Genomic DNA, 17,590 nt, shown 5'->3' on the forward strand with positions numbered 1-17,590 from the left:
GTCTTCTCGCGTCAGACCGGCGTTGCCGTTTCACGATCTCGATATTCCGCCACAGCGCTACCACCAACGTCGGTGTGTCCGCGATCAGCCATTGCGAGTAGATGGACGAGATGGGAGCGTTACAGCACCTTTTCAGGATTTCACAGCACATTGAGCACGCGTCCGTCGGCCAGCACCACCTCGAGCCCCAGCGCCATCTCGCGCGCGACGCCATAGGCGAGTGCAGCGGTACCGCCGGCGTTGCTCGAGAGATTGCCGTGGATAGTGCAGCTTCCTTCCGCTCCAAGCGAGAGCGGGAACAGGCGGCTCACCTCGGCTGCCTTCTGCTGCGCGATTTGCAGCACCACGCCCGCCTCACAGATCATGGTATTTGAGGTGGCGTCGACCTCGCGGATCCTGTCCAGCCGGCGCAGCGACACCAACGCCTCGTCATTGTGCGGCGTCTGGCCCCGACGAGGCCGGTGCTGCCGCCCTGCGGCACCAATACAATTTTATGTTCGGAAGCGAGCTTCCAGATCGCGGAAACTTACGCGGTCGAACCCGGCCGCAGTACCAGCGGCGAGCGGCCGTGGAACAGATTGCGCTCCTGAGCGAGGTAAGGCTCAATGTCGGCCGGATCGGTCACTGCGTATTTGGCGCCGACAAGTTACGGAATTTCTCGATCATCTCTGGCGGAAGCGGCGGTGCGGCAGACCCGTTGATACTCACGATTCTTTCCTTCAAAGCTTCAAAGCGGCACCGACAGTCGAAATAGTTGTCGGCAACAACACAGGTCGCTGAAATGCAGGGTTTGGCGAATGGGCGCAGCGCGGTAGAAATGGAGCCCCCCGTAGGCCGTCCACGTGCCACTGCACCGATCAAGTTAGGGTCAGTAAAGCACTAGAAGGAAATTCCAGCATGCGAGGGCGGCTGAGGTCGCGCTAGCCTTTCATCTAACTTCTTTCGGCTTAGTTCTTTCACCCAGGAGGTGCGGCACTCTCTTTCGTCTCAATCTTTGGCCACGGGCCGGCCTCGCGTGACAAACGTGCGCTTGTCGAAATCCCCATACACACAGCCCGCGAAGCCACGAAAGATTCAAACGACGTCCGAACGGATCAATAGCCGCATGAGGCCCCACTCTTGGCATTCAGCACGCCTTAATAGCCGCGCCCCATGTCCACGGCGTTCCTCATCGGCTCGTTCTTGAGGAAGCGGCCTATGTAGTCGCCGAAGATAGAGAACACTCGCTCCGCATAGTTTGTTGGACTTCCCATCACGTGAGGTGTTGCAATCACGTTAGGCATGTCCCATAGCGGGCTGTCCTGGGAGCGATTCCTGCTCGAAGACATCGAACATCGCTGCGGCGATTGCACGCGTCTGCAGAGTCTTGATCAGCTCTGCCTCCACGACGGCGGTGCCCCAGGCGATATTGACCAGAAAGGCATCAGGCCGCATACGCGCGAGCTCCGCTGCGCCGATGATACCAATCTTGTCTGCGGTCGCCGCACGGCCAGAACTACAAAGTCGCATAGCGGAAGCAAATCTGCGAGCGCGTCGGAAGCGAACAGATGGTCGACACCCTCAACTGGTACGGAAACATCCCCCTTCGACCGATGACCGTCATGCCAGCGCTCTTGGCGCGCCGCGCGACGGTCGCTCCGATGGAGCCCAGCCCGACCACCCCGAGCGTCTTCTCGGCCAATGGCCTTACATAACGTGGATTCCACTTTCGTTCAGCCCGCTCTTGCAAGAACCTCCGGAAATCCCAGTGCAGCATCGTTACGCCGGCCACACAAAATCTGTGATGATGTCACCGTGAATCCCCCGGGCGTTAACGGTGATGTGACCCCTTGATCGCGAATCGGCAACATGGAATCAACGCCGGCGTTAGTGCATTGAAACCATCGCAATTTCTTCGCCTGATCGAATAGTTCTACAGGGAAACGAGACGCAAGCAGTGCATCCGCCTCACCGATGTACCGCGCCAGCCGTTCGGGATCGGGCGCGCTGATTGCGCGAACCTGCGGGAAACGCTCTCCTGTCAGCCGTGCGTAGGTCGCCGCGGCAATGGTTGAGAAGGACAGTAAGTGCTGGACCTTTATCTGCCATATTGATCTCTGTAGATCGGCGTACGTAGGACGGCGCCACGCATTTTCAGTCAACGTCGCTAAGCGATACCAGTAAGCGACTCTTTCAGAACGCTTGCGTCGTTCGCGGCCCAGGAGGCAACACACGCATCGCCGATGTCGGGCAGTGTTTCAGCAGCAACATTGAGAACTTTCGACGTCAGCTGCAATCCATAGTCAGTGCGGAATCGACGATGGTCGCATCACCAACGAATGTCATGTCGACGATGCACCCCTGAACTCCACCTGCGCTCCCGAGGGCTTTGTCGAGGCGCAAATGTTCGGGGCGTACACAAAGCGTCGCATCCGTATCCGCCTCGGGCCGCTGCGCTGCAGCCAAAAGCTCCCCAGCAGGACCGTGAACGACGCCGGACCTGAGCTTGACGGGGATGAGATTCACCTCACCCACAAAACTGGCAACAAATAAATCGGCTGGCCTGCGATAGATGTCCCGCGGTGCGGAAACCTGCCGTATCCGCCCCTCATGCATCACCGCTATCCGATCAGACATGGCGAGCGCCTCATCCAGATCGTGGGTGACATAGGTCATCGTCTTGCCGACTTCCTTATGCAAGGTCTTGATTTCATTCCTGAGATGCTGGCGCAACTTTCTGTCCAGCGCACCGAGCGGTTCGTCGAGAAGCAGGACGGGCGGCTCGAAAACCATTGCTCGGGCTATCGCCACTCTCTGCTGTTGACCGCCAGACATTTGATGTGGGTACCGCGAGGCCAATGCACTTAGGTGCACCTGATCAAGCACTCGGTTTACGCGGGTTTCGATCTCCGCCTTAGCCATACGTCACATACGAAGCGGGTATGCGATATTCTCGGCGACCGTCATATGCGGGAAGAGAGCATAGTTCTGGAAGATCACGCCGAGTTGGCGACGGTGGGGCGGCAGCCGCGTAATGTCCTTGTCATCCAACAATACCTGACCGCTATCCGGCATCTCGAAACCAGCGATCATCATCAGAGTGGTCGTCTTTCCGGATCCGCTCGGGCCGAGCAACGAAATGAACTCTCCAGGCGATATCGAAAGGCTGACACTATCAACGGCTGTTGCGCGACCGTACCGCTTTTGCAGGTTATGCAGCATAATGCCTCCGGCCTTCACATCAGTGCTGGTCAGCCCGGCTGTCATCAACATTTCGGCTCCAATTAGTGTCCTGGGCCATTGTTTCCAAACGTCCGCTTGTCCTAGGCCAGCGTCATGGCCCATGCGATCACCGGCACCGCACTTTTGAGACGAGCCGTTTGCTCTGTCCCTTTATGGATTCAGCATCCCAAAGGCTATAGTTGATCGGGAGAAACATGCCAGCTTCGTCCATAGATGGAAAGGTCGACGCTTGTATGAAGGCAGTATCCCAATCGACACGTCCGGCTTGGTTCATCGCCTTGACTTGAGGCTCGGCAACATCGGCAACGACATCAACCACCTTGATCCCGGTTGCTTCGGTAAAGGGCTCGTAGACATATTTTCGAATGCCCTTGGTAAACAGACCGCCCCACGATAACGCGATGACTTGGCCACTACCGGCGAGCTTGTCTCGAGCAAAGGCAGCCGCCGTTCGGGCGATCGCTGGAACCGCTACCGCGGCGGCAGCAGCACGAAAGATGCTCCGCCGGCTAAAGCCACGGTTGATTGAATACCCCCTCCTTGGTCCATTCCCGGTTTCATTCCACCACCACTACGCGGAAATGATCCACCTCTGGCCGCGAACTCACACCCTCGCTGATCAAAGTCGGCCCCAACAGCGCGCACCGAAGCACTACCAACAACGCGACTCCTTCTGCACGGAATCACCAGGAGAGAATGGCGCACATATGCGAGCGCACCTCGCGACCGATAGCGGCGGGTCCCGGATCGTCGACGAGCAACACGCGCGGTTTGGCCTCAGCGCGCTGCTCGATCCCTGTGATAGACTTCTCCTTGTCTCCCGAGTGGGCGCAAAACAGGCTTAAATTGAACCTGCGCCGACTGTAACGATATTTTTGATCCGACTTTCCGCGATGATTCGCGCGCCAACGCACAAATTCGGCGCCAAACGGTTTTTTTGAAGTTTTCAGCAGCTCGCCAACAGGCGGACGCGCGAAACAATTGCTTGAGTGCATGTAAGTGCAGCCGGTAAATTCGTCTAAAGTGCAGGACGCTGCGCGGCGAAAGTAAGCGCCCTCTGAATGGACATTTAAAGAGTAGCCCGTCTAGGAGTGACGGTAACGGCTTGCGCGCGGCTGCTGCTTAGGAAACAAGGGAGCTACAGCGCGTTCAAGACGACTGCACCTATCGCCGTGCGGCCCGCGAGTCGCTCTTGTCGAATTTGAAGCTGGCAAGCCTCCTCGAGGACGACGTGCCGGCCTCCAAACGGCTCATCCTCTTCCAACGGCAGCTGACGGTTCTCCGTGCCGGACAAAGGAGCTGAAGGACTATCGATGCAGGGCCGCAGAGCAAGCAGCAAATTGAACAGATAGAACCGAAGCCATTGCAGTTGGAGCCGGCGAACGAAAGCCGATTCAAACGAGATGAGCGACGAGCCCCCTCGGGACTGCATGTAGGCACATCCCAAACTGATTTGTTGTAGTCTGATTTCAGTAGATGAGGTCCGCGCCCATTTCATCTCTCTCAATACAGGGCCGCAACTTTGGTCTGGTCTCCAGCGCCGCTTGCACCGGCGAACTCTGAGGAGGCGAGCTGGGACGTCAGCGTCGAAACAGCAGCAATCGTCGGTCAAGTCCGAAGTTGCTCTCGTCCATCCCCGGCATCGGCCCGATCACGGCCACAACTCTCGCCGACCGTTCCGGACCCCGAGCTTGTTTCGCTCGCGGCGAGAGTATGCGGCCTGGCTTGGCGCCTGACGCCAAAGCCGAGGACGACACCTCCGTCATAGCCCATGCCGCACCAACACCCTGAATCAGCGTGCCGAGATTAGACAATACGCTTGCCAGTCAAATGCGCCGGAACGTGGCATGGCGCAGCGGCGCGGTGATACTATCGACACTGAACACCTCCGGCTTGGGTGGCTCAGTCATATCACTCCTGTCTCGCCTGCGACTGTTTGATTTTCGCGCAAGTCAGTGACGGTTCCAACAATTTGACCGTGAACAGCATGCCTGGCAATCGGGGGTTGTCACCTCGCGCGCGAGAACCAATTTTTTTTTGGTCACTTCCAAATCAGCTCGAATCCGAGTCGTTGTCCCATCGGCCTCGTCGACAAAGGAGCGTCGCTGCTGTTCGGATGGAGCGCGACAACATCTTGCGAATTTCGTCAGTCTCGAATTCCTCTTGGAACGCCAATATACGATAGCAACAGAGAGTAGCGGAGCGAGAGCGCGGATTTGTCGCGTTCAATGAGAAATAACGAAGAAAAGGCGCCCGAATGGGCGGATCTAAGTCGACAGACACCAATCCTGTCGAGTTACTCTTCATCGGGAACCTCTACTGGAATCGCGAAACCCGCCTTCACGCGATCCATCACAACCATTGTCTTGAACCCCTTAATATCCGAGTTCTCGTAAAAGAAGCGCCGAGTGAACTGTTCATAGTCTTCCATGGTACACGCAGTGATGTACAGGACAAAATCAGCGTCGCCGGTGACGTAAAATCCATTGACCACTTCAGCGGATGATTTGATGGCCTTCTTGAACTTGTCGATTATGTCTGAACGCTCGCGCTCCAGTGTCACTAGCACAAGCATTTGAATAGGCCTTCCCACCGCCTTCGCCGAAACGATCGAGACATCAGCCTCGATGATCCCTTCCGAACGAAGCCTCTTCAATCGTCTCTGACACGCGGTAGCAGAAAGCCCAGCCATTTCGCCGATCACCTCTGAAGTCAGACGGTTGTTCTTTTGTACGATCTCAAGGATGCGAGCGTCAGTTCGGTCGTATTGCATAGTTGGGCTCCGGGTGAATTCCGTCGCAAAATGACGCCAAGCTGCAGAAAACCCTACGCACCGCGGCGAAATGCAACGCAAATCTGTTCGCGACACTAGTATCCTGATTGCCTGGTGGATTTCAACAAACGACTGCGCGGGACTTCACAAATGGCCTTTCAAACTGCCAGAAACAAAAGTCCGGACATGGCCGGTCTTGCTGCGAGTTACCTGCAGAGGCTGCGCCGCCGCGATTTTGTTGCGGGAGCCGCGCTTATCGATGGACGATGGATTGCGAGCGAGCAAAAAGACGTTGTGGTTGATCCGGCTACGGGGGACGAAATTGCCGAGGTTGCTCGTTGCAGTGCCGCGGACGTGACGCTCGCGATACAGGCGGCTGAGCGGTCTTTTGCTGCGTGGCGAGAACTAATGCCAGCAGCACGCGGGGCAATCCTCGGGGCTTGGGCATCATTGATGCGCAAGCATTCAGAAGAGCTCGCTATCCTGGTGACGAGCGAGCAGGGCAAGCCCCTCGCAGAGGCGCGGTGCGAAATTGCCTACGGTGCTACTTTTCTCGACTGGTTCGCTGCAGAAGGCGAGCGCGCGTACGGCGAGATGATTCCTAGCCATAAGGTTGACAGTTTGCTTCAGGTGCGAATGCAGCCAATTGGCGTCGCGGCGGCGATAACTCCGTGGAATTTCCCCGTCGCCATGATCACACGAAAGGCGGCGGCGGCCCTTGCGGCCGGCTGTCCGATTATCGTGAAACCTGCCCCAGAGACGCCGCTCTCCGCCCTTGCTGTGGCTAGATTGGCTGAGGAGGCCGGCGTCCCGCCGGGCGTGTTTCAAGTGATCGTGGGCGATCCCATCGAACTGTCGGCGCCCCTGTTGCGCGACACAAGAATACGCGCGCTCTCGTTCACCGGTTCTACCCAAGTTGGCCGCCTGCTTCTGCAGGGGGCGGCTCAGAGCGTAAAGAAGGTGTCGCTCGAACTCGGAGGGCATGCTCCCTTTCTCGTCTTTGACGACGTCGATGTCGACAAGGCTGTCACAGGGGCTATGGCGGCAAAGTTTGCTACGTCGGGTCAGGACTGTTTGGCGGCTAATCGCATCTACGTACAACGGGGCATTTATCGTGCCTTCCTTGAGGCGTTTACTGCGGCGATGGTTAAACTCAAGGCCGGTCATGGCCTGAAGCCTGCAACGGATATAGGGCCAATGACAAAATTATCAGTGGCCAACAAGTGCAGGGCCCAAATCAATGATGCGGTGAAAAAGGGAGCGCGGGTTATCTCCGCGAAACAAGACGAAAGCCTAGGCCCGAACTTCGTGCTTCCGGCGTTGCTCAGTGAAGTCACCGAAGACATGCTCATTGGACATGAGGAAACATTTGGCCCGATAGCTGCCGTGCTGCCGTTCGACTCTGAAGACGAGGTCGTCGCTCGAGCGAATTCAAGCGAAATGGGGTTGGCTGGGTACGTCTACACGGATAGCTTGCGTCGAGCGCTCCGGCTTTCAGAGCAAATCGAGTGTGGCATGCTCGGCATCAATACCGCGTCATTCACGGGTCCACCTATTCCGTTCGGCGGGTGGAAGCAATCAGGGCTCGGCCGCGAAGGCTCTCGACACGGTTTAGCGGAGTACATGGAACTGAAATACGTCTGCTTCGGCGATCTCGCGGCTTAGGAGAAACGAAATGATTGATGTAAATACTATTGCTGAACGAGATCGCTCAACCGTTCTCCATCCTTTCACCCAGCTCAAGGATTTCGCAACTGGCAAGATTGGTGATCCGACAATCGTCGCTGGAGGAAAAGGCATCCGCATCGAAGACGCGCAGGGCCGTAGTTACATCGACGGCTTTGCGGGCCTCTACTGTGTAAACATCGGATACGGCCGCACCGAAGTGGCTGAGGCCATCGCGCGGCAGGCTTATAAGCTAGCATACTACCACACATATGCAGCGCACACGACCGAAGAGCTGGCCACGTTGTCGGATCGTCTCGTGCGAATGGCGCCTGGTAAGGCCAGCAAAGTGTTCTATGGGCTGTCCGGATCGGACGCGAACGAAACGCAAGCCAAGCTCGTCTGGTACTACAACAATCTAAGGGGGCAGCCTAAAAAGAAAAAAATCATTTCGCGCGAGCGCGGCTATCATGGCTGCTCGGTCATTTCCGGTTCAATGACTGGTATGTCGTTTTACCATGATTACATGGGTCTTCCGTTTCCGGGCATTTTGCACACAGGCACCCCGCACCACTATTGGGGCGCCGAGCCAGGCGAGACGCAAGAGTCCTTTTCTCGCCGACGCGCGGCAGAGCTTGAAGAGCTAATCGTTCGCGAGGGGCCTGAAACAATCGGTGCGTTTATCGCTGAGCCGGTACTTGGTACGGGAGGGATCACACCACCTCCTGCCGGCTACTGGAGTGAAATTCAGACCGTGCTTAGGCGCTACGACGTTCTTCTGATCGCGGACGAGGTTATTTGTGGATTCGGTCGAACCGGTGCTGACTTCGGCAGCACGCTGTACGGGATGGAGCCAGACCTGGTCACGGTCGCAAAAGGACTAACGTCGGGCTACTTTCCGCTCTCGGGTGCCATTGTTGGTGAAAGGGTTTACGCCGTGATGGAGGAAGCAGCGGATCGTGTCGGAGCATTTTCTCACGGCTACACCTATTCCGGCCATCCGATTGCGGCCGCAGCCGCCAACGCAGTTCTCGATATTGTTGAGAAGGAGCGACTAATCGGCCGCGCCAGAACTGTCGGCTCGTATTTCCATCTGCGACTCAGAGAGAGATTTGCACAGCTCGAGATCGTCGGCGAAGTGCGAGGCGTGGGCCTGCTCGGCGCGATCGAGTTTGTTGCCGACCGTCAGACAAAACGCCGATTTGATCCGGAGCTCAAGGTGGGGGCCCGCATCTCGAAGGCAGCTCGGGATCGGGGGCTTATTATACGAGCTATGCCGCATGGGGACATCCTCGGCTTCGCTCCGCCTCTCGTGGTGACCGAAACCGAAATCGACGAGATTGTTGATATGGCGTATCGAGCCACCAAGCAAGTCATGGACGAACTCGCGAAGAAATAGCCGGAAAACTGAAGATGCAATCCTGTGTGCCGCCGCGGATAATTGTTCGCTCTTGAACAGGAAAGTCGACCAGCCCAGAAGGGGGACGTCTCATAGACTGTCGGCGTGCTGGTGCTGCTAAGCCGTCTCGTGTCGAACCTTGGAGTCGTCCCGCGCGGGATGCGGCCACGGAGTTGTCGTAAGTTGCACTATCTCTTTTGGAGGCCTTCTCGCTAGGCCCCGTTTCCCCATCGGTCATTGAAGCGTGTGCTAGTCACAGGGAATCAGGCTAGCGGTTCAGTTCACCGCGCAGTGAAGAGGCCTAGACGATAGTCCGTCGCTGGAGCGGGTGGAAACGTGCGGATTCTCAGATCGGGCGCATTATTTCGGAGTCGGAGGTTGCCTACATTAGGGAACTTCAACTTCGTCGTCTCGTAATATCTTTGCAAGATAGAGATGAGCCGAAGCAAGTGTCGACTTCTTGCTCGTGTAGTCGCTGTGGCTCCTATTGTCTGCATACGGAGAATTCATTCAGATGAGCACCGCCAGGGTGAGGATTAGCACTGAGGATGCAAATAGAAATGGGGTACATTCTTGGCTTCAAGTAAGGGCGATCTTTCGTGCTTACGGCGACGCGCCGCGGCAATTTACCTCGTAGTGACAACAGCGGAATCATGGGTTGAACCTCCTCCCAATGAGTGGACATCTTTAGTGGGCTCGAAGAGCCAGGAGGTGTCGAATGGAAGGACGTCAACGCCGATCGTTTACGGACGACTATAGGACTTGCGTCGAGCGGGCGCTCGATCGGATCTGTTGCCAAGGAGCTTGGCCTGCGCGACTCCGTGTTGCGGCGCTGGGTGGACAAATTCTGGCTGGAGCCGACGGCCGCGACGCGGCGCCCCGCCACGCACGCGACGTTGCTGTCGGAATCCACAGGGGTCTATTGGATCCCGGTCTACGAACTCCTGGAGCTCGCGGGTTTGAGGTGATTCTGGTCAATGCGCGGTACGCCAAGAACGGGCCCGGGCGTAGGATCGATGTCAGCGATGCCGCGTGGTGCGCCAGCTTCATTCCTATGGCTTGTTACGCGGCAGCTTCCGACCTGATGCCGAGATCGCAATCCTACGCGCGTATCTGCGCCGACGGGAGCGGCTGGTGGAATATGCCGCCGCCCATATCCAGCATATGCAGAAGGCCCCGATGGAGATGAATCTGCAGCTCTATCATGTGGTATCTGAATGCTGCGCGGAGAATGCTCGGAATACTGGTTCAAATATGTCCCGCGCCACAGATCTCACCGCAAGTCCGGCGCGGGCCTATTTGAAGCCGGGTTGAACGAAGCCACGTCCTATGGGCACTCGCTTTTCGAACTAGGGCTTCAGCGCGTCAACGATTGGCGCCGAGTAGGTCTTGCGCGCAACGAGCCGAGCTTGCGGTGATGCACCGCGCACGGTCGCCTCGATCGCGTGGAGTGAGGCGATTTGCTTGACCGCGGCCTCGGCGATCGGGGATTTCGTGTTGCGCATCAGCTTCACGAAGCGGCGCCGCAGATGGCTCCAGCAATGCACGAGCGTCCACGGCCTTTGCGGCCGCTCGATGCGCGTGAGCCGATCGTACCTCCTCATAGCCGTCGCACTGTACGAATCGTCCTTCAAGCCAAGCAGGAACTGCTGGGCAAACGCGCCCGCGGCCGGAGGCATAGCGGAACAGCACGATTGGCGGACCGGCACCGCCATGTCCCCGGTCGTCGGAGGCAGTCGCGCAGAAGAAGCCCTTCTTCGTCCGTCCGCGCTCCGGATCGAGCACCGGTGCATTGGTTTCGTCCATGAACAGACTATCGGTCACAGCCAGATGTTTGCGCATTTGTTCGGCGATCGGCTGGAGATGAAAGCAAAAGCCCGGCCCGCCAGCGTGGCCCGATCAAGTCGAACTCCCTGCCGGGCATAGATCTCAGCCTGTCGATAAAAAGGCAAGTGGCCGCCGAATTTCGACGCGATGACCTCCGCGATCAAGGTCTCGGTAGGTAGGCCGCCAGGCGCCACATGCTCCGGCGCATGGAGCTGCACGATAGTCCTCGAAATAGTGGCGACAAGCATTCGCGGACGACGGGTCACCAGCACGCGCAATTGCGCGGGGATCACGTCGAGCCGCTCGATTTTCGCCATTTCGCCATAGCCACAGGGACAGCGCGTGCTCTCCGGTTCGAGGATCTGTTCCAGAGCAGGCAGCTGGCAGCGATTGCGATTAGGCGGCGAAGGCGTGCCGCTCGAGCGGCCCTGGATGCCCCTCGTCGCCTTTTCCCGGGCGGCATCCAGCACGCCTTGCGCGATCTCCACGTCCTCCAGCGGCAAATGGTATTGATCGGGACGGAGTTTTCGGATTTGGCGCCAAATTGCTGACGCGCATGGCGTCGAGCACGTTGTCCAAACGGCGGCACGCCTCCTCAGAGGCGGCCAGGGCGGCCTGATACTCGGTTACAGCGGCCTGCGTCTGCGCCGGCTTCGCCTTCAGCTCCTGGTTTTCTTGCGCAAGTGACGCAGCGTCCATCAGCCATTTCAATCATGGCAACGGCGCTTCGGTCATCAAAAAAAGCTCCCCGAGTTACTCTGCCGCAGCTCTCATGCAAGGTGTGGACGGCGAACACCTTCCGGCCGAACCAAACTCCAATCCAGGCCTTCGGAACAAGGCGGCGAACTGCGCCGGCGACACCCGCATCACACTGTTCCCAATCTGCGGCCGCACGAACTTGGCTCTTTCCAGACGCTTGTGCACCAGCACCAGTCTCGTGCGGTTCCACACAAGTACCTTGATACGGTCCGATCGTATCGCGCGAAACACGAACGCCGCGCCGCTGAACGGATCGAGCCCCAACATCTGCTGCACCGCCGCGGCAAGCCCATATGGCCTTTCCGGAAGTCAACCGGCTGCGTCGCGATATAGACTTTCAGATCAGCGCCCGGCGTGACCATCTCGATGCTCGCACCGCACGGATCACCGCGCACAGCTGCTCAAAGCCAGGTTCCGCCGGGATCAGAACATCGTCGATCACAATCTCAAGCCGGGCCGGTATCTGCTCCGGCGCTGCTTGCCAGGCCTGGCTGAAAGCCAGTATCGTAAGGCCCTTCCACCATAGCGTTGCGAACTCTGGCATCAGTCCTTCCGGCGACGACAGCTTTCCTTCCCGAAATCGCCTCCGCCAATCATAGACCTGCCGGCGCGACGTGGCGTGCTTGCGAGCGACCTCCCCGCCACACTCTCTCCCGGAAGTAGCTCTCGGCCACAATCCGCGCCTTCTCCGCCGCGGTGCGCATCCGCCGCCCCGTCGGCCCTTCAACTATCTCACGATGGCTCAGACGGCCCGTCCTTGAGGCTCCTAATGAGACGTCCATTTTGTCGTCTATGGCCATGCGGACGGTGCCCTCCAAATCGGAGGTCTCTTCTCACGTCCAACTCAACCCCGCATCAAGGGCCTCAGATGAGCGCTTACCTTCCGTGTCGAGCGTCATCACTTTGGATCTGTTGCCAGCGCGATATCCTTCCACGGAAGCGGACGTGGCCCTGCTCACAGGTAAGGAGCCGGCTATGGCGATCGCAACGCGGTGGGTGTAGCGCCCGAGATAGGCCAGAACCTGCTCTGGCCCGCCGAAGGGACGCTTGGCGTAGCGACCCACTCGATCTTGCGGAGGGCGTTCAGATGGCGGGCGAATGCCGCTGGTTCGACGAGGTGCGCGAGGTGGCCGAAGAACTAGAGCTTGGTGCTATCGAACGCCGCCTGGAGGCGCTCCAGCAATAGACGACTATACAATCGTGACAGGACGCGAACAAGAAGCCGGGGCGGCAATGAACCCAGCTTCCACTAGGGGAGATCCCGCCGCCTGGCCAGTCCAATCGCGAGAGGCCGGATACATTTATGCAATCGGAGTCGTCATTAGGATGTTACGAGCCCTTGCCCGGACGGGGCGGATCATACATTTTTGAAAGGATCTCGCGAAGCGTTGAAAGGATCTCGCGAAGCGGCGCTGCATGGAGCATCTGCTCGGCCAGAAGCTTCTTCAGCTTCGCGTTCAACTCGGCCGACATAAGCACCTTTTTTTGTCAATTTTTGGTGTTCGCGAATTGACTGAGTTCGCTAACAGGCTCACTGCAGTGAGGCATCGCCTAGGCGATGCTCCGAAAGTCTGGTCCGGCGGACCACATCCGAGAGAGCGATCCGCTGCTGGATTTCATTGTCCATTTTGATCTGCAAGAATACGCATCTAACCGCTCAGACGAGTTGACGCGACAGCGAGGCTTGGCGACATCGGGCTGAACTGGAGGTCTGTAAAATCCTAACGGGCAGGTCGCTCGGCCCTAGTCCGCCCCTCAGTCGCCGGTTGATGAGCGGCACCTTCAACGATCGCATCGCGTACCTCCCCGCCCCCTTGTGTACCAAGGCGGATCGATATTGCCCGGGCAAAGCCGTGTTGACGCGGATGGCGGGCGCGAGGCTTGGGTCAGCGATAAAGTCATGGATTAAGTGCGCCGTTGCTCGCGCGATATAGGCTACGGATGAACCGCCCACCGCTGACGAGCGACCGAGGAGACGTTGACCACCGCTGCGTCCCCAGATGCCTTTGCGCTCGCTTCCAACAAGGGGGCGCAGCGCGGATCATCTGATACGGCCCGATGGTGTTGACCGCTTAAATGCGCTGAAAATCCTCAGCCGAGAACCCGTCGAAATTGTGGTTCGGCAATGCTTGCTTGGTGATGCCGGTATTGTTGATCAGCACGTCGAGCTTTCGCCAGGACGCCGCGGCGGCAACGATCTTTCTGCAATCCTCGTCCACGACACGTCGCCTGCACCACGACGACCTCGGTGGCCCCCTGGTTTGTGGCAATCTTCCGGGGTCGCGTCGGCTTCCTTCCAGGTTAATCACGAGGCGAGCGGCATCCTTCGCAAGCAGGTCCGCGCTTACCCGGCGCTGAACTCATCACGATCGCCCACGAAAGCTCCGACATCGTCCTCCCTTCTCATCTCGCAATCAGCCCGCTGCTGCCGGCGCAACAGATTAGCCATCTTGCGAAGAAATCGCGCGGGATCAGCTATCTGTCGGGTTCCAAAGGCCTTCCTTCACACCCACATAGCCACAGAACCGGAGTATTGACCGTAACGAGACTTACGCCATCCGGGCTATAGCGTCGATTGGTCAGGCCGAGGACATCTTCTTTATCTTTGCGAGCTCTCCCTCGGAGAGCATCGCCGTACCGATGATACCCTCCTTCGCCAATTCTGCGATCTCGGCGTCAGAAAGGCCGAGAAGCCCTGATAGGATCTCCCCGTTGTGCTGTCCGAGCGTCGGCGCCGCCGTGCGGATCGCATAGGGGCCTGCACCTTCGCGAATCGGCATCGAGGGCTGTGGATGCAAGCCGACGAAAGGGCGCTCGATTTGCTGCAGGAATGCGCGCGACCGGAGATGCCTATCTTTCAGCAAGTCAGTTGGCAGGCGAGCTACTCCGGCAGCAATCTTTGCGGCTTGCAACTCCGACATGGCCTCGTCTGCGTCGCGGGTGAGAGTCCAGGCTGCGATGTCTGCTTCAATGACATCCTCAACCAACCGGCGAGCTTCCGCAGATTTCAGCGATGTGTCAGTGGCCCAGTCTGGTCGGCCAATAAGGATCGCAAGCCTCTGCCACATGTCCGCGTCGGTCGCTGCTACCATGATCCAGTTGTCCTCACCCGCACACCGGAAGCAGCCGTGCGGCACGAACTGCGGATGTCGATCGCCGTATCTTGTCGGCGGCATACCGCCGATTGAGTGGATGGTGATCCACGGGGCCGCGAACGGGATCATGCATTCGATCTGTGCAAGATCAATGAATTGTCCCTGCCCGGTGGTGCGGGCATGAATCAGGGCGACCAGAACTGCAGCGCAGCCGTTCAACCCACCGACGGCGTCCCCAAAAGCGATGTGGCTCATGACGGGTGGTCCGCCGGGGTTTCCGATCACGCTCGGCAACCCAGAGCCCTGCTCAAGAGTCGAGCCGTAGGCCCGGCAATCGCGATAGCGGCTATCCGCACCAAAGGCTGACATGGACATCATGACAAGCCGAGGATTGAGCGTTCCGAGCACGTCGTAACCAAGCCCGAGCTTCGGCAGCACATCGACCGAATAATTGTCGACGACAATATCGGCCCCGGCCAACAGCCGTTTGGCAAGAGCGAGGCCTCGCGCCCGCTTCAGATCGAGTGTGATGCCGCGCTTGTTGCGATTCATGGTGCAGAAGCGCATCGTCTTTTCATACATCAGGCCATCGACGTAAGCAGATCGCCGGTCAACGCCGCGCCACCAGTCCGGATATTGGATGGCTTCGATCTTGATAACGTCCGCGCCGAGATCAGCCAGTGTGCGCGTACACAACGGACCCGCCCAGCCCATCGAGAAGTCAATCACTCGAATTCCCTGAAGCGGCTCCCGGTTGGCATCGAGGCAGCCCGACGACGCCGACGCAGTGCCAGTCAGGTGTGTTCGGGTATTCGCGAACGCCTGCTGCTCGCCGGGAGCCGGAACCCTTCCGCCCCGGCGCGGCGGCGTCAATGTCAGCCGCTGCACCGAGCCAGCCGTCAGGCCCTCTTCTTCGCCAAGCAGGACGGGCACGATTGCACCGCGTTCCTTCTTCTCCGCGTCCTGCAGCAGATCGGGCATTTCGGGCACCGGGATGATCGGGATCTTCCGTTTCAGCCCCTCTGCAAACCACTCCCGCGCTGTACGTGCCTTCAGCCTCGGCATAAACTGTCGTTCGATCTGTTCCATGTCTGGCGGAGGATTTTCGGGGAGGACCAGAACCAGATTGTCACGCAGTTCCGAAAGGTCAAGCATATCGCAGAAGGCGCGCCATTGTGTTGGCGTGCCTATCGTGACGCCGAGCCAACCTTTTTTGGTTTCGTAAATTCCGGTCGGACCACTACCGGGCCAGAACCGGTTAATGCCAATCCGGCGCATCACGTTGCCAGCCGCAAACGCCTCGAACATGTGATACTCGCTGAGAGCGAGATTTGCCTCGAAAATACTGAGCGACCACGACCGCCCTGCCCCACCCTGCACTTGTGCAAGCGCCGAAGAAGCCGCGGCGATGAAGCCCCACAGACCAGCGACGATCCCCGTCTGGAAATCCGGCGCGTGCAAGGGCGGCCCCTCCACAGGTCCGACCAACTTGATGAGGCCGGCGAGTGCGCGGACCGTCGAGTCGGTTGCGGCGAATTCCGCATACGGCCCTTCGCGGCCGAACATGCTCGCTTCAAGGTAGATCAACTTGGGGCGCCGCTTGCGGATTTCGGCGATATCAATCAATGGGCAATCCGCAGACTCGACATCGCGGCCATCCACCAGAATGTCGCAATCCTCGATCAGCGTCCTCAGCTGCGTGATCGCGTTGGGGTCCTTGTCATCGATGATGATGCTAGACTTGTTATAATTCAAGAACGCGAAGAACGCACTCTGGCCGCTAGGCGCAAGTGGCGCGCTGCGTCGAAGTGGATCTCCTGCTGGCGGTTCGACCTTCTGAACATCGGCGCCGAAATCTGCAAACAGCCGGGCGCAGTAGCTGGTTGCGGCCGAGCTGCCGATCTCGACGATCCGCAGATGCGATAACACGCCCATCGAGTTCTCCATTTCTCCGACTATCCTGTCACCGGGAGATCATGGGCGACGTGATACAAGCCTGTAACGACCACGAGCGCGGCGCTTTTACTTGAGATGGATACACGCGCACGAATTGCAAGCACCGCTTCCTACCAGGACCGTTGCACCACCTTTGTCTATTCCTATCCAACACTGCGCGTGGATGCGCGCGCAGCTGTTGACAGCTCTTCACCAGAGGTTAGCAAGTACCGTGCCAGCGCACTCAAGCTCTGCGGGAGGCAGGCTTTTGAGAAATCCAGCTCGCTACTTTGCCGCGCTGGAGCAGTGCGTAGCCGCCCCCCAGATTATGCTGAGACAAATGCACGCTCGCCCCGACAAATCTTAGCCTTAGAATTGCCGTCGCCTGCACGGCGCCTTTGCAAGCCAGCAGCGGCGATCTCCACCATAGCCTATCATTCACAGGTGTGCGCGCGTAGCACTGGCCGGTGTCGAGAAAGGACGGCGCGCCCTCTCCAACAGATGATGTCCGGTTGATTACGGCGATGTCGGAACTCCAACAACCCGCAGCATTATTCCAAGAGCAGGCTGCTAGCTACACGTGTTTTCTCTCGTCAGGCAAGCCGCGCACGGATCCCAGAGCGGCACGCGAATTGCTGAGATGAGGACTGCCGCTGCCAAGCCGCCGGCAGCCCTGTCGCCAAGGGTTCCCGATGAGACCCGCTCGATTGATCCTAGTTAATGCGCTGACGCTGTTTACGCTCCGAAATCCAAAGGCGGTGAACATCATGAGATGAAACTTAGGGCGGTACAGATCATCGAACGGATTGGGGCGCGGTTGATGAGTCCGGATGAGGTGCGCAGTTCGCGCTCAAAGTTCATGTGTGAGAGGTCAACGGTCATGTCTCAAGATTCAAAGCTCATGTTTGAGGGGCT

At 58.4% G+C, this 17,590-nt stretch carries 12 protein-coding genes and 8 pseudogenes; 3 read left to right on the forward strand and 17 right to left on the reverse strand.

Annotated features, from left to right (window positions below; translation table 11 throughout):
• Positions 1-143: 143 nt before the first annotated feature.
• From HCN58_RS34200 to HCN58_RS34225, 8 genes and pseudogenes are all read right to left on the reverse strand, one after another.
• Positions 144-666 (reverse strand): annotated as a pseudogene (locus tag HCN58_RS34200) (FAD-binding oxidoreductase); the annotation flags it as partial.
• A 609-nt stretch (positions 667-1,275) separates the two neighbouring features.
• Entirely contained in the window at positions 1,276-1,434 is a 159-nt protein-coding gene (locus HCN58_RS36910; RefSeq protein ID WP_283814684.1) for an NAD(P)-dependent oxidoreductase, read from the reverse strand.
• Positions 1,435-1,495: 61 nt separating this feature from the next.
• Positions 1,496-1,756: an NAD(P)-dependent oxidoreductase gene (locus HCN58_RS36915; protein WP_283814685.1), complete on the reverse strand. Its 261-nt coding sequence runs from the start codon at positions 1,754-1,756 to the stop codon at positions 1,496-1,498.
• Positions 1,757-2,265: 509 nt separating this feature from the next.
• Positions 2,266-2,772, reverse strand: coding sequence for an ABC transporter ATP-binding protein (locus tag HCN58_RS36475; RefSeq protein WP_235984137.1), 507 nt, complete (start codon positions 2,770-2,772; stop codon positions 2,266-2,268).
• An 18-nt stretch (positions 2,773-2,790) separates the two neighbouring features.
• A pseudogene (locus HCN58_RS36480) lies at positions 2,791-3,324 on the reverse strand (ABC transporter ATP-binding protein); the annotation flags it as partial.
• A gap of 581 nt (positions 3,325-3,905) precedes the next feature.
• Positions 3,906-4,217: a hypothetical protein gene (locus HCN58_RS34215; protein WP_171583732.1), complete on the reverse strand. Its 312-nt coding sequence runs from the start codon at positions 4,215-4,217 to the stop codon at positions 3,906-3,908.
• 747 nt (positions 4,218-4,964) lie between these two features.
• Positions 4,965-5,132, reverse strand: a pseudogene (locus HCN58_RS36485) (MFS transporter); the annotation flags it as partial.
• Between the two features lie 386 nt (positions 5,133-5,518).
• On the reverse strand, positions 5,519-5,995 hold the full coding sequence (locus HCN58_RS34225; protein WP_171583733.1) for an Lrp/AsnC family transcriptional regulator: 477 nt from the start codon (positions 5,993-5,995) through the stop codon (positions 5,519-5,521).
• 186 nt (positions 5,996-6,181) lie between these two features.
• On the opposite strand from HCN58_RS34225, the gene HCN58_RS34230 reads away from it, so the two are divergent.
• From HCN58_RS34230 to HCN58_RS34240, 3 genes and pseudogenes are all read left to right on the forward strand, one after another.
• Positions 6,182-7,660 (forward strand): NAD-dependent succinate-semialdehyde dehydrogenase, encoded by a 1,479-nt coding sequence (locus tag HCN58_RS34230; RefSeq protein WP_171583744.1) that lies wholly within the window; start codon positions 6,182-6,184, stop codon positions 7,658-7,660.
• A gap of 10 nt (positions 7,661-7,670) precedes the next feature.
• Positions 7,671-9,059 (forward strand): aminotransferase, encoded by a 1,389-nt coding sequence (locus tag HCN58_RS34235; RefSeq protein WP_171583734.1) that lies wholly within the window; start codon positions 7,671-7,673, stop codon positions 9,057-9,059.
• A gap of 902 nt (positions 9,060-9,961) precedes the next feature.
• Positions 9,962-10,277 (forward strand): annotated as a pseudogene (locus HCN58_RS34240) (IS110 family transposase); the annotation flags it as partial.
• 131 nt (positions 10,278-10,408) lie between these two features.
• Here HCN58_RS34240 and HCN58_RS34245 read toward each other — a convergent pair.
• From HCN58_RS34245 to HCN58_RS34275, 9 genes and pseudogenes are all read right to left on the reverse strand, one after another.
• Entirely contained in the window at positions 10,409-10,774 is a 366-nt protein-coding gene (locus tag HCN58_RS34245; RefSeq protein ID WP_171583735.1) for an IS66 family transposase, read from the reverse strand.
• Positions 10,707-10,901: pseudogene (locus HCN58_RS37640) on the reverse strand (IS66 family transposase); the annotation flags it as partial. The gene HCN58_RS34245 and the pseudogene HCN58_RS37640, both read right to left, overlap by 68 nt.
• The gene (locus HCN58_RS37275) at positions 10,880-11,374 is read right to left on the reverse strand and encodes an IS66 family transposase (RefSeq protein ID WP_171583736.1); all 495 of its coding nucleotides are present in this window, start codon (positions 11,372-11,374) and stop codon (positions 10,880-10,882) included. The gene HCN58_RS37275 and the pseudogene HCN58_RS37640, both read right to left, overlap by 22 nt.
• A 265-nt stretch (positions 11,375-11,639) precedes the next feature.
• A pseudogene (gene tnpB / locus HCN58_RS37645) lies at positions 11,640-11,927 on the reverse strand (IS66 family insertion sequence element accessory protein TnpB); the annotation flags it as partial.
• Positions 11,928-11,982: 55 nt separating this feature from the next.
• Positions 11,983-12,189: a hypothetical protein gene (locus HCN58_RS36490; RefSeq protein ID WP_235984133.1), complete on the reverse strand. Its 207-nt coding sequence runs from the start codon at positions 12,187-12,189 to the stop codon at positions 11,983-11,985.
• Positions 12,190-12,243: 54 nt separating this feature from the next.
• Positions 12,244-12,372, reverse strand: a pseudogene (locus tag HCN58_RS37650) (hypothetical protein); the annotation flags it as partial.
• Positions 12,373-12,526: 154 nt separating this feature from the next.
• Positions 12,527-12,917: pseudogene (locus HCN58_RS34265) on the reverse strand (transposase); the annotation flags it as partial.
• A gap of 800 nt (positions 12,918-13,717) precedes the next feature.
• On the reverse strand, positions 13,718-13,864 hold the full coding sequence (locus HCN58_RS34270; protein WP_171583739.1) for a hypothetical protein: 147 nt from the start codon (positions 13,862-13,864) through the stop codon (positions 13,718-13,720).
• 360 nt (positions 13,865-14,224) lie between these two features.
• Positions 14,225-16,675, reverse strand: a complete 2,451-nt coding sequence (locus HCN58_RS34275) for a CaiB/BaiF CoA-transferase family protein (RefSeq protein ID WP_171583740.1) — start codon at positions 16,673-16,675, stop codon at positions 14,225-14,227.
• Positions 16,676-17,590 lie beyond the last annotated feature (915 nt).

This window comes from Bradyrhizobium australiense (assembly GCF_013114825.1).
Taxonomy (GTDB): Bacteria; Pseudomonadota; Alphaproteobacteria; order Rhizobiales; family Xanthobacteraceae; genus Bradyrhizobium; species Bradyrhizobium australiense.

What these genes read in the sequence shown, in the direction of transcription:
- HCN58_RS36910 (WP_283814684.1), bottom strand. Translation starts at nt 1,434, where the DNA reads ATGCGGCCTGATGCCTTTCTGGTCAATATCGCCTGGGGCACCGCCGTC.
- HCN58_RS36915 (WP_283814685.1), bottom strand. Translation starts at nt 1,756, where the DNA reads ATGCTGCACTGGGATTTCCGGAGGTTCTTGCAAGAGCGGGCTGAACGA.
- HCN58_RS36475 (WP_235984137.1), bottom strand. Translation starts at nt 2,772, where the DNA reads ATGGTTTTCGAGCCGCCCGTCCTGCTTCTCGACGAACCGCTCGGTGCG.
- HCN58_RS34215 (WP_171583732.1), bottom strand. Translation starts at nt 4,217, where the DNA reads ATGCACTCAAGCAATTGTTTCGCGCGTCCGCCTGTTGGCGAGCTGCTG.
- HCN58_RS34225 (WP_171583733.1), bottom strand. Translation starts at nt 5,995, where the DNA reads ATGCAATACGACCGAACTGACGCTCGCATCCTTGAGATCGTACAAAAG.
- HCN58_RS34230 (WP_171583744.1), top strand. Translation starts at nt 6,182, where the DNA reads ATGGCCGGTCTTGCTGCGAGTTACCTGCAGAGGCTGCGCCGCCGCGAT.
- HCN58_RS34235 (WP_171583734.1), top strand. Translation starts at nt 7,671, where the DNA reads ATGATTGATGTAAATACTATTGCTGAACGAGATCGCTCAACCGTTCTC.
- HCN58_RS34245 (WP_171583735.1), bottom strand. Translation starts at nt 10,774, where the DNA reads ATGGCGGTGCCGGTCCGCCAATCGTGCTGTTCCGCTATGCCTCCGGCC.
- HCN58_RS36490 (WP_235984133.1), bottom strand. Translation starts at nt 12,189, where the DNA reads ATGCCAGAGTTCGCAACGCTATGGTGGAAGGGCCTTACGATACTGGCT.
- HCN58_RS34275 (WP_171583740.1), bottom strand. Translation starts at nt 16,675, where the DNA reads ATGGGCGTGTTATCGCATCTGCGGATCGTCGAGATCGGCAGCTCGGCC.